11 protein-coding genes and 1 other annotated feature are annotated in these 11,817 nt (G+C 32.8%); all 11 genes read right to left on the bottom strand.

Going from position 1 to position 11,817, the window contains the following annotated elements; genetic code table 11:
- Nucleotides 1-46: 46 nt before the first annotated feature.
- Nucleotides 47-1,807: an Ig-like domain-containing protein gene (locus Q428_RS01160; protein WP_035377412.1), complete on the bottom strand. Its 1,761-nt coding sequence runs from the start codon at nucleotides 1,805-1,807 to the stop codon at nucleotides 47-49.
- Nucleotides 1,808-2,183: 376 nt separating this feature from the next.
- Entirely contained in the window at nucleotides 2,184-4,814 is a 2,631-nt protein-coding gene (alaS, locus tag Q428_RS01155; protein WP_035377410.1) for an alanine--tRNA ligase, read from the bottom strand.
- A 69-nt stretch (nucleotides 4,815-4,883) separates the two neighbouring features.
- Nucleotides 4,884-5,094: a binding site (T-box leader), on the bottom strand.
- 101 nt (nucleotides 5,095-5,195) lie between these two features.
- Nucleotides 5,196-6,206, bottom strand: a complete 1,011-nt coding sequence (locus tag Q428_RS01150) for an AI-2E family transporter (RefSeq protein ID WP_161633572.1) — start codon at nucleotides 6,204-6,206, stop codon at nucleotides 5,196-5,198.
- Nucleotides 6,207-6,217: 11 nt separating this feature from the next.
- The gene (locus Q428_RS01145) at nucleotides 6,218-6,727 is read right to left on the bottom strand and encodes a PRC-barrel domain-containing protein (protein ID WP_035377406.1); all 510 of its coding nucleotides are present in this window, start codon (nucleotides 6,725-6,727) and stop codon (nucleotides 6,218-6,220) included.
- A 112-nt stretch (nucleotides 6,728-6,839) separates the two neighbouring features.
- The gene (mnmA, locus tag Q428_RS01140) at nucleotides 6,840-7,919 is read right to left on the bottom strand and encodes a tRNA 2-thiouridine(34) synthase MnmA (protein ID WP_035377404.1); all 1,080 of its coding nucleotides are present in this window, start codon (nucleotides 7,917-7,919) and stop codon (nucleotides 6,840-6,842) included.
- An 8-nt stretch (nucleotides 7,920-7,927) separates the two neighbouring features.
- Complete coding sequence (gene nifU, locus Q428_RS01135; protein WP_035377403.1) at nucleotides 7,928-8,356, bottom strand: Fe-S cluster assembly scaffold protein NifU; 429 nt, start codon at nucleotides 8,354-8,356, stop codon at nucleotides 7,928-7,930.
- A complete protein-coding gene (gene nifS / locus Q428_RS01130) occupies nucleotides 8,357-9,547 on the bottom strand; it encodes a cysteine desulfurase NifS (RefSeq protein ID WP_035377401.1) in 1,191 nt (396 codons plus the stop codon).
- Nucleotides 9,548-9,549: 2 nt separating this feature from the next.
- Nucleotides 9,550-10,002, bottom strand: coding sequence for an RrF2 family transcriptional regulator (locus tag Q428_RS01125; RefSeq protein ID WP_035377399.1), 453 nt, complete (start codon nucleotides 10,000-10,002; stop codon nucleotides 9,550-9,552).
- 203 nt (nucleotides 10,003-10,205) lie between these two features.
- Nucleotides 10,206-10,337 (bottom strand): hypothetical protein, encoded by a 132-nt coding sequence (locus tag Q428_RS16220; protein ID WP_278244851.1) that lies wholly within the window; start codon nucleotides 10,335-10,337, stop codon nucleotides 10,206-10,208.
- Between the two features lie 16 nt (nucleotides 10,338-10,353).
- Nucleotides 10,354-10,503: a CPC_1213 family protein gene (locus Q428_RS15590; protein ID WP_169734712.1), complete on the bottom strand. Its 150-nt coding sequence runs from the start codon at nucleotides 10,501-10,503 to the stop codon at nucleotides 10,354-10,356.
- Nucleotides 10,504-10,741: 238 nt separating this feature from the next.
- Complete coding sequence (locus Q428_RS01120) at nucleotides 10,742-11,803, bottom strand: M24 family metallopeptidase (RefSeq protein WP_035377397.1); 1,062 nt, start codon at nucleotides 11,801-11,803, stop codon at nucleotides 10,742-10,744.
- Between the last annotated feature and the right edge of the window lie 14 nt (nucleotides 11,804-11,817).

The raw sequence follows: 11,817 nt of genomic DNA, 5'->3' as shown, positions 1-11,817 counted from the left end.
CCCTGAAACTTTTTTGTATTAAGGGATTGCCCTTAATAATGCTTTTTTAATTTATAGTAAAATCAATATTTATTACTTCGCTGTTTAATCCCTTTACATAAATCCTATATAGACCATTCTCCAAAATAGTAGTAACTTTTTGGGTATTGTTGTTTAAATTAATTTGGTCAATATATTTTATGCTATCACCTTGTGTAATCTTTAAAGTTACTATCTCCTTTGAATTCTTACTCTTTACATAAATTGCAACCTTTTCCGCTTCCTTCTTAATATTAACGGTTATTCCATTATCAATAACCTTAACCTTTAGTGTTCTTGTAACCCTATTATCCTGTGATTTAATTGTTACAGTCGCATCACCTATTGATTTAGCCTTTATTTTTCCATTTGTTACTGTTAATATTTTTTCATCACTGCTGCTCCATACTAAAGTTTTATTTGTAGCATTAGCTGGTTCTATAGAATAAGAAATATCTAATTCATCATCTATATTCAACAATATAACCGAATCGCAAATTTTTACGTCATTAACTAATATAGTACTTGTTTCTCCAGAACCTGTGGAACCTCCAGTTGAACCACTTCCACCAGTACTGCCCGTATTTCCTGTTTGAGGGCCTGTGTTACCTGAAGAACCGCCTGTTGAGCCACTATCCTTTGGTATTTGTCCTTCTCCTGATACTTTTAAATCCTCTTTTTTGTTTCCTTCTATCTTTTCAACCTTCGACTCTTTATTTGCTACAACTTCTGCCTTCGAATCTGCAACTAATGTTCTAACTTCCGCATTATTGAGCTCTAATTTAGTCTCTGATTTTAATTCAATTGTTTCTACTTTCCCTTCCACTACAACTTTGGAGTCTGATTCAATTGGTGATATTTGCAAAAGTTTTATTCCCCCTTGGGATTTAATATAACTTTCTCCCTTCACAACTACTTTAGTATCAATACTACCTCTAAACTCAACAACTTTATTTGAATTATTAGTATTTACTTCAACACTACCAATACTTGTCCCTTCATTATGTAATATCGAAGGTGTATTAATATTTATCCTTGAAATTCTGCTATCCTTTAAAGCTACCCTAACGTTGGACTTTGAATCTATTGTTAGCCTGTCAGTAGTTATATTGTTAAAATGAATGCTATTGCTTCCACCAGATAATACTTTTATTTCGCTTGCCCAAACTTTATCTAAGTTAGTATTTCCATAAAAACCTGGATCTAAGTATATCTTCCCTTTAATTTTAATATTTTCTAATGATACATTGTCTGAGTTAACATACAAATCTCCGTCAACTTTAGCATTTTTATAAACTACCTTATCAGCCTTGATATTTACATCTTTCTTAACTAATTGAGGAAGATTTTCTTTTTTTGAGCCTGCAACAAAACCCTTGTTTGTAATAGTTAAACTGTTTACATATACATTTAGACTTTTTACTAAATAGCCGTCGTAACTAGCTTTACTGCCAAGTTTTTTTACATAGACAAATACTCTGTAGTACCCGTCGCTTAATTTAGGTAAAACGATTTTTTGCTTAACAGAATTCAAAACTGCCTTTGTATAGCCCTTTGTAATGTCAATACTTTTAGCTGTAACTAAATCATTTAAAACTACTCTATATTGAACCTTTCCCTTAAAACCATTAGTAAGTAGATATACCGTTGGTGAAACTCCTGTAGCATAAGATGAATTCAGACCAATTATTTGAGGAGTAATTTTACTTGCTGCATATGTATTTAAAGCAAATAAATTAAGTATTAAAAAATTTATCGTCAAGAGCCATATTAATATCTTTCTTTTCATATCTCAGTCCCCCTTCAATTTATCAAATGTCTGGAGAAAACCCAATCAATTGATTGTATTTTCCAGCGACTTAACAAGAGGATTCATGTTGTACATATTATCCCATAAAAAATTTTTTGTAGTAATTTTTTGTCCTTTACATCTTCAGCATTATCAACCCTCCCTATAATATGTAGTATTATTATACTTATTTTCCACTTTTTGCACACTTTAAATATAACTAATATTATACAAATTTAAAACAAAAAAAAATCGCAAGTTTTTCACTTACAACATCAATCGTCCTTATAACAAATATTTTTATCCAAAAATAATAGAATATTTTAATGTGTATTTTAACTTTAATTAAGGCGAGGTGAATTTCACCTCGCCTTTTTTATTTAATCATACTTTCAACAAGTCCATTAACAACTTCAAGTGCTTCTTTTACCTTTGTTTTGTCCTTTCCTCCAGCCTGTGCCATATCAGGTCTTCCACCACCGCCGCCGCCGGCAATTTTTGCAACCTCTCTTATTATGTTTCCAGCATGAACACCTGAAGATACAGCTTCTTTACTTGCCATTGCAATGAATGTAACCTTATCATCCTTTGTACTTGCAAGTACCACTACAGATTTTCCAAGTTTATCCCTAAGTTTATCTCCTAATCCTCTTAATCCATCTGCATCTAGTTCTACAACTGCTGTTACCGCCTTTACACCTTTTATATCAACAGCATTGTTTATTATTTCATCTGCTACATTTGAAGCCATTTTAGCCTTAAGAACTTCTATTTCCTTTTCTTTTTCCTTAAGTTCTGTCATAACCGTTTCAACTCTTCTTGTTATATCTTTAACTGAAGTTTTTAATGCTGCTGCAGCTTCCTTTATTGTATTTTCAAGGCCTTCTACATATTCAAGGGCACCCTTTCCTGTAACTGCCTCAATTCTTCTAACTCCGGCAGCTACTCCACTTTCAGATATAACTTTAAACATTCCTACTGAAGCAGTATTTGCCACATGGGTTCCTCCACAAAGTTCCATACTGAAATCTCCAGCTTTAACCACTCTTACACTTGAGCCATATTTTTCTCCAAATAGAGCAACAGCTCCCATTTTTCGTGCTTCTTCAATTGAAGTTTCAATAGTTTCAACATCAATTGCATCCATTATTTTTTCATTTACAAGGGTTTCAATCTTCTTTAAGTCTTCGTGGGATATAGCTTCAAAGTGGGTAAAGTCAAACCTTAATCTTTCTGGTGTTACAAGTGAACCTGATTGTTCTACATGGGTTCCAAGTATTTTTCTAAGGGCCGCATGTATAAGGTGTGTTGCAGTATGATTTCTGGCTATATCCATTCTTCTTGATTTGTTTACAATTGTTGTAACCTTATCCCCTTGTCTTACTGTACCTTCTACAACCTTACCAACATGTATAACCTTGCCGTTTGCAGTCTTTTTACAATCCTCAATTTTAACCTTAAATCCACTTGACACTATTTCTCCACTGTCTCCAACCTGACCTCCCATTTCTGGATAAAAAGAAGTTCTGTCAAGAATTAAAGTTACCTCACAGCCTTCTTCTGCACTCTCAACTATTTCATCTCCCTTTACAATAACAAGAACTTCACCCTCAGAAACTGTACTTGCATAACCCTTAAACTCAGTTGTAACTGAAGGAGGAAGTGTCATGAAAACATTCATATCTGTTCCCATGTAATTTGTTTCTCCCCTTGCAGCCCTGGCTCTTTCCCTTTGTAATTTCATTTCCGTTTCAAAACCTTCTAAATCAACATCCATACCGTTCTCTTCAAGTATTTCCTGTGTCAGCTCTAATGGGAATCCATAGGTATCATATAGTTTAAATACCTTTTCACCAGACAGCGTTTTTTTGTTTTCTGATTTAAGCTCTGAAATATAATCATTTAATATATTTATACCTGAATCTATAGTTTCATCAAATCTTTCTTCCTCAAGCTTAATTACTTTCTTTATATAATCTCTTTTTTCTGCAAGTTCTGGATATGCATCCTTTGAATTTTCTATAACAACATCACAAAGCTCATTTAAGAAGGCTCTATTGATTCCAAGAAGTTTACCATGTCTTGCTGCCCTTCTTAATAATCTTCTTAAAACATAGCCTCTTCCTTCATTAGACGGAAGAATTCCATCGCTTACCATAAAAGTAACACTTCTTATATGATCAGTAATTATTCTAAGTGAAACATCTTTATTTTCACTGCTTCCATACTCAACACCAGAAATTTTACAAACATTATTTAATATATTCTTCATGGTGTCGATTTCAAAGATTGACTTAACTCCCTGCATTATTGTTGCCATTCTTTCAAGACCCATACCTGTATCAATATTTGTCTTTGCAAGCCTGTTGTAATTTCCATCTTCATCTTTGTCAAACTGTGTGAATACCAGGTTCCAAAACTCAACAACCCTGTCTTCCTCTGCAGCTTTAATAAATTCTTCAACAGTATTTATTTTACCTTCTCCTCTGTCAAAATGTATTTCTGAACATGGCCCACATGGTCCCTGACCTATCTCCCAGAAATTATCATCCTTACCTAATCTGAATATTCTTGATGGATCTACATCTGTCTTTCTTGTCCAGATTTCAAAAGCCTCATCATCCTCTAAATATATGGTTACATAGAGTTTTTCCTTTGATATTTTTAAAACCTCTGTAACAAACTCCCATGCCCATGGAATTATTTCTTCCTTAAAATAGTCTCCAAAGGAGAAATTACCTAACATTTCAAAGAAAGTAGCATGTCTTGATGTTTTCCCTACATTTTCTATATCCCCAGTTCTTATGCATTTTTGACATGTTGTTATTCTGGTTTTTGGCGGTATTTCCTGTCCTGTAAAATATGGCTTTAATGGAGCCATGCCTGCATTTATTAGCAATAAACTCTTATCATTTTTAGGAACTAAAGGAAAACTTTCAAGCCTTAAATGATCTTTGCTTTCAAAAAAAGATAGATATTTTTCCCTGATTTCGTTAACTCCCATCATAAAATATTACCTCCTAATGCTTATGTATTGTTTTATTAATTTTGACAAATAAAAAACCTTCTATCCCAAAAAAGGGACGAAGGTCAAATCTCCGCGGTACCACCCACATTACCTCTCATCAAGGTCTCTTAAGGCAGATAACGTTTGCCACCGTTGTCGCTTACTTATTTCAGCGGCACTGCTCCAGGACTGCTTCTATCTCAACTTCTAAAGGCTCGCACCAACCGCCTTCTCTCTTAAAGTAAGTTTAAGATGTACTCCTTCCTCTCATTGCATTTAACTTTTACACCATTATACAGAAGCAATATAAAATTGTCAATTCCAGAGTAGTAATTAAAAAGTCCCTTGGTTAAATACCTGACTATAACCTTAATTTGCACTCTAAAATAGGTTTTTAATTATATATCTGTAAGTAACTCTTACCATCCCTGCCAAAGGAACGGAAAGCACAAGTCCCCAGGCACCAAAATATTTTCCTCCAAGAATAAGAACTATCATGATAAAAACCGGATGTATTCCAAGACTTTCTCCCATAAGCTTTGGTGCTATAACTGAACTTTCAATTTCTTGAATAATGAACATTGTAATAGACACAATCACAGCTTTTTTAAGTGATTCAGAGGCTGCTATAAAAAAAGCCGGCAGGAAACCTATTATTGGTCCAAAATATGGTATTATATTCGTTATACCGTTTATCAGTGCAATTATTATTGCGTACTTTACTTTCATAACTGATAATGCAACAAAAGTCATCCCTGCAATTATAATTGATAGGATTATTTGACTCCTTATAAATGAACCAAGGATTTTATCAATTTCATGCCATAGTTCTATCATTTTTCCTCTGAATTTTATGGAAAAAAAGGACTTTAAAATGCCTGAAAAATAGTCAGAGTCAATTAAAAAATAGTAAATGAATATAGGAGTCAATGCGTAGGTTGGAATCTCCATTGTAAAATTTAAAATTTCACTAAAAGTATTGGATAAATAATTCTTTAAAAATTCTTGAATTTTAATTAAAGTTGCATCTATAACTTCCTTTAGGTACACTGGAAATCCATCATAACCTATTTTAGGAATAAGACTATTTATCATTTGATTATATTTATCTATGTTGGATAATATCCCCATAACATCTTTTATTACACCTGGTATTACATATAATATTATGAGAATAAAAATACCCAATAATAATGCCAGAGAAATCAAAACTGCATTCTTCTTTTTTATTCCCCTGCCTGATATTAATTTTACAAGTGGATTTAAAATATATGCCATAATTGCAGAAAATACTATAGGTTTTATTATTGTTCTTGAAATAAAAACCAATGAAATCATTAGTAATACTAAGACAATAATTATTATGTATTTAATACTTATTTTTTTCAACATAATCATCCTCGTTATTTAAATTTATTCAATGTAATATTGTTTATTATCTCCATGGAGCTTTTCTCAACTATTATTTTTTCCCTTCCAAATACAGTTAAATCATTTAAAATTATTATTCTTCTTCCTTCAATAAGATCATCCACAACCCCCCTTGAACATATAATAGCTTTGACATATCCGCTCTTTTCATCAAAAATTAAATCTGAAAGTATGCCTAATGTATTGCCTTCAGTATCAATAATCTCTTTTCCAATATAATATTGAATCATAAATTGTTTGTTCTTTTTAACAAGCTTTTTATTTATTTTAAAAGGATTTTCCCTTATTATTACTGAGTCATTTATAGCAGATATATTACAAAAAGACACTAAAAACCAAGGAGAAAAAAAGCTCCTTGTAGAAACAACAAGAGAATAGATTTTCCTTCTTTTAATATCAAAAATACAGTCATCAACATTTCCCTTTAAATTTCCCTTTTCATCTACTACATTTATTCCCCTTAGGTCTAAATATTTTTTCATTTGATATATATACCCCCTTCCTGTTTTGATTAATATTTATTATTACCTCATTATCACAAAATAAACGAAGCACATTTTTATGCAAAAAAAAGCCAGTATCAACGATACTGACTTATAACACATCTTTTATTATTCCTCCGCCTACAACTACATCACCATTATAAAATACAACTGATTGACCTTTGGTGATGGCTCTCTGAGGAGTATCAAACTTTACAATTACTCCATTTTTATAAGGGGATATTGTAGCAGGGGCTTCCTTTGCACTATATCTGATTTTAGCTGTAACTCTAAGATCACCATTTAACTTATCAAATGGAATTAAATTTATATCCTCTGCATAAAGGGTATCCTTAAATACTTCCTTTTCATCCCCTATAACCACAAGATTTTTTTCAGGAATGATGTCAACAACAAAGACGGGTTTTCCAAGGGCAAGGCCTAGACCCTTTCTTTGACCAATAGTATAGTGGACTATACCCTTATGCTTTCCAATTACGTTTCCATTAACATCTACAAAATTCCCAGGTTTAACTTTATCCGGTACCCTTTCTTTTATAAATCCTGCATAATCATTGTCTGGAACAAAACAAATCTCTTCACTGTCTGGTTTGTTTGCTACAATTAAACCTAATTCATCAGCTATTTCTCTAATTCTATCCTTTGTATAGTCCCCTAATGGCATTACCGTATGAGATAGCTGATACTGAGTCAGATTGTAAAGAGCATATGTTTGATCCTTTCTGTCATCCCTAGATCTTAAAAGCAAATACCTTCCTGTTTCTTCGTCCTTAACTACCTTGGCATAATGACCTGTTGAAATATAATCAGCTCCAAGCATCTGAGCTTTCTTTAAAAACTCATCAAACTTTATATGTTTATTACATGCAATACAAGGATTAGGGGTTTTACCTGCAAGATACTCATCAACAAAGTAATTTATTACCTTCTTTTCAAAGACTTCTTTGAAATTCATTACATAATAATAAATTCCAAGCTTATCAGCAACCCTTCGTGCATCATTAACCGCAGTTAATGAGCAACACCCTCCTTCTCTTTCTTCAACAGCCTTGTTTTCAGGCCATATCTGCATAGTTATACCGATTACGTCATATCCCTGTTGAAGCAACAAGTATGCTGCAACGGAGCTATCTACTCCACCGCTCATACCAATAACAACTTTTTTCTTCATAATTTCACCTACTCATTATTATGGTGGTGGTGATCATCTAAATCTGTTATGTTATCTTCCCATGGTTCAAGACCCATTCTTATTCTATAATCATTAATTGCTTTATGAATTGCTCCCTCTGCTAAAACTGAACAATGCATCTTAACTGGAGGAAGTCCATCTAATGCTTCAGCAACAGCTTTGTTTGTAAGATTCCAAGCTTCTTCTAAAGTCTTTCCCTTAATAAGTTCAGTAGCCATTGAACTTGAAGCTATTGCTGCTCCACATCCAAATGTTTTAAACTTAACATCTTTTATTATATTGTCTTCAACCTCAAGATAGATTTTCATAATATCTCCACATTTTGCATTTCCTACTTCACCAACACCATTAGCATCAACAATTTCTCCAACATTTCTTGGATTCATAAAATGATCCATTACTTTATCGCTATACATTTAGTTTTCCCCCTTTTTTATAAAATCTTCATAGAGAGGAGACATTTCTCTCAATCTTTGAACTATTTTCGGAAGTACTTCCAGTACATAATCAATATCTTCTTCTGTCGTTAAGTCACCAAGCGACAATCTTAATGAGCCATGTGCTATTTCATGAGGAAGTCCAATTGCAAGTAAAACATGTGATGGATCCAGTGAGCCTGATGAGCAAGCACTTCCTGTTGAGGCACAAATACCTAGCTGATCTAACATTAACAGCAATGATTCACCCTCAATAAATTTAAAACTAACATTAATGTTTCCAGGCAATCTTTTTTCAGGATGGCCATTAAGTTTTGTATATGGAATTTTTTCCATAATTCCATTTAATAATCTATCTCTCATTTTTCTTATTTTTTCGTTATGTTCCTCAAGGTTTTCAGTTGCCATTTCAATAGCTTTACCAAGACCAACTATTCCTGGTAAATTCTCAGTTCCTGCCCTTCTCCTTCTTTCCTGTCCGCCGCCGTGAATAAGGTTTTCTATTTTTATACCCTTTCTTATATAAAGAGCACCAATTCCCTTTGGTCCATAGAATTTATGTCCTGCTAAGGATAAAAGATCTATATTCATCTTTTCAACATCTATTGCAACATTTCCAACAGCTTGAACAGCATCTGTATGGAATATAATTCCTCTTTCCCTTGCTATTTTACCTATTTCTGCTATTGGCTGAATAGTTCCAATTTCATTGTTTGCAAACATAATTGTTATTAATATAGTCTTATCTGTTATAGCCCTTTTAAGTTCATCAAGATCAATAAGACCATTTTCATCAACTGAAAGATAAGTTACTTCAAATCCGTTATTTTCTAAATACTCACATACATGAAGAACAGCATGATGTTCTATTTTTGTAGTTATAATGTGATTTCCCTTATCTCTATGAGCCCATGCTATTCCTTTAATTGCCCAGTTATCAGCTTCAGATCCACCATTTACAAAGTAAATCTCATCTGATTTTGCACCTATTGCCTTTGCAACCTGTTCTCTTGCTGTTTCAACAGCAGCCTTTGATTTTCTTCCAAAGGTATAAACAGATGAAGCATTTCCAAACTGCTCTGTAAAAAATGGCATCATTGTCTCAACAACTTCAGGCTTTGTGTATGTAGTAGCTGCATGATCCATGTAAATTAATCTTTTTTGTTCCATATTTATTCTCCCCTTTGCAAAATATTAGTTTTTTGCATTTCATAATAATCATTTAACATATCCTGTAGTGTAATAGAATTAATCACCTGGTTTACACTGTCATATATCTTTATCCAAAGTAATCTAGTTGCACAGTAACCTGATCTTGAACAACTTGAATCCTCATCGCTTATGCAGTCTGATATTTCAACAGGACCCTCAAGTACGTTTAAAATATCAGCAACAGTTATATCCTTAGGCGGTTTTGCCAGGACATATCCTCCTTGAGCCCCTCTTATGCTTTTTATTAACTTAGCCTTTCTAAGGCTGGCAAAGAGTTGTTCAAGATAATATTCTGATATATTTTGTTTTTCTGCTATCATTTTTATTGACACCGGCTCATCATTTAATGCCGTTGATAAAGCCAATTCAAACATAGCCTTAACACCATATCTACCCTTTGTTGATAATTTCATTAAATCACCTCGAATTCCGAGTAAAAAGATAGGATATCTACTAAATTAATTCTATTATAACCGAGCAAAATTGTCAACTTTAATAAAACCAAAATTTTAAATATATAAATATAAAATAACTGACAAGTGTAAAATGAATTTGCCCTGTCAAAATTTAATATTCCAAATTCATCTGGCTTGTCAGCTATTCCTGATTTAATCAGTTATATTCTATCCGTTCCCTTAATTACTCCCTTTGGAAATTTCTTTTTTATTTCATCATTGTGTATTATAGGTGGTGTTGCACTTTGTTTGTTCTGCATTTTTGTTTCCTTTTTAGTTTCTCTGTGTGTCATTTATTAAATCACCCTCCTAATGTATATCATCCAAATCCACTTCAGTTCTTTTGTGAAATACTGCACGTGCACTCTCTTCCTGAGGGTCATGCTTAATATTTATTTTTTTAAATCTTTCATCATGTTTTCTATTATTTTTTGTTTCCCTTATCTTATTGTTTGACATAAACATCTCCCCTTTCTATTTTTATATTCTCCAGTGAAGAAAGTTTTATGTATAGGGACACATGTATAGGGACATATACTTAGTGTTGTCATATATTATATATATTTTTTCGATATTTTCATATTTGCCTAGCCATTTTGGGCATAAGAAAACATCTCCCTTCAAAGTCTACTCTGTTGTTAGTATTTCCTTTGAAGGGAGATGCTATTTATTGGTTTATATCACTACTTATATGTCCCTACTTTAATATTAGTAGTTCCTTTGGACTCTTGTTTAGTACTTCACAGCCGTCCTTCTTAATTATTACATCGTCTTCAATTCGTACTCCACCGAATCCTTCAATGTAAATACCTGGCTCAATTGTAACAACCATGTTTTCTTCAAGTACAATATCGCCAATCTTTGAAACGAATGGCTGTTCATGAATTTCAAGACCTAGTGCGTGTCCTAAGCCATGTCCAAAATATTCTCCATATCCTTTTTCAGTTATATAATCTCTTGCAACCTTATCAAGTTCACTTGCCTTCATTCCAGCCTTAGCTTTGCTTATTGCAAGCAGCTGGGCTTCAAGAACTGTGTTGTATATTTCTTTATGCTTTTCAGTTATTTCATCACCAAAGAAAATTGTTCTTGTTATATCTGAAGCATATCCATTGTAGTAACATCCAAAATCAAATGTAACAAATTCATTTTTTTCAATTGTCTTATCGCTTGCAACACCATGAGGCATAGCTGATCTGTAGCCTGAAGCAACAATAAAATCAAATGATTTATCTTCAGCACCGTTAAGTTTCATTATGTATTCTATTTCTGCTGATAAATCCTTTTCCTTTGCTCCTTCTTTAACTTTTTCAAGAATCTTTGAGAATGCAATATCAGCTATTCTAACAGCTTCTTTTATGTTTTCTATTTCCTCTTCTGTTTTTATCATTCTTGTTTTTGAAACCTTGTCTTCCAGTGCAACAAGTTCCACACCTTCAAATTCTGTTTTTAAGTTATTGTAATATGATAAAGTTACATCCTGATCTTCAATTCCCAGCCTTTTAACTTCATTTTTCTTTAAAAATTCTGCAACTGATTTCATAGATCTATCCCAGAGTACAAATTCGAATCCCCTTGGTGTAACCTGATTTGTTGCCTGTTCCTTATATCTGAAATCTGAGAAGAAATATCTACCTGTTTTTGTAACTAGAGCAAAACCAGTAGTTCCTGTGAAAGATGTAAAATATCTTAGATTATACTTGTTTGTTAAAAGTATTCCATCTAAGTTATTTTGTTGAAGTAAATTGTTTAATTTCATAATCCATGTCCTCC

The sequence above is a fragment of the Fervidicella metallireducens AeB genome, from assembly GCF_000601455.1.
GTDB lineage: Bacteria > Bacillota > Clostridia > Clostridiales > Caloramatoraceae > Fervidicella > Fervidicella metallireducens.
Note: the sequence above shows the minus strand (reverse complement) of the source record. Positions and strands in the feature narration are given on the sequence as shown.

Bases quoted from the DNA above. Each gene is read 5' to 3' on its own strand.
- nifS (WP_035377401.1), bottom strand. From the start codon at position 9,547: ATGGAACAAAAAAGATTAATTTACATGGATCATGCAGCTACTACATAC.
- nifU (WP_035377403.1), bottom strand. From the start codon at position 8,356: ATGTATAGCGATAAAGTAATGGATCATTTTATGAATCCAAGAAATGTT.
- Q428_RS15590 (WP_169734712.1), bottom strand. From the start codon at position 10,503: ATGTCAAACAATAAGATAAGGGAAACAAAAAATAATAGAAAACATGAT.
- Q428_RS01125 (WP_035377399.1), bottom strand. From the start codon at position 10,002: ATGAAATTATCAACAAAGGGTAGATATGGTGTTAAGGCTATGTTTGAA.
- alaS (WP_035377410.1), bottom strand. From the start codon at position 4,814: ATGATGGGAGTTAACGAAATCAGGGAAAAATATCTATCTTTTTTTGAA.
- Q428_RS01120 (WP_035377397.1), bottom strand. From the start codon at position 11,803: ATGAAATTAAACAATTTACTTCAACAAAATAACTTAGATGGAATACTT.
- Q428_RS16220 (WP_278244851.1), bottom strand. From the start codon at position 10,337: ATGACACACAGAGAAACTAAAAAGGAAACAAAAATGCAGAACAAACAA.
- Q428_RS01145 (WP_035377406.1), bottom strand. From the start codon at position 6,727: ATGAAAAAATATTTAGACCTAAGGGGAATAAATGTAGTAGATGAAAAG.
- Q428_RS01150 (WP_161633572.1), bottom strand. From the start codon at position 6,206: ATGTTGAAAAAAATAAGTATTAAATACATAATAATTATTGTCTTAGTA.
- Q428_RS01160 (WP_035377412.1), bottom strand. From the start codon at position 1,807: ATGAAAAGAAAGATATTAATATGGCTCTTGACGATAAATTTTTTAATA.
- mnmA (WP_035377404.1), bottom strand. From the start codon at position 7,919: ATGAAGAAAAAAGTTGTTATTGGTATGAGCGGTGGAGTAGATAGCTCC.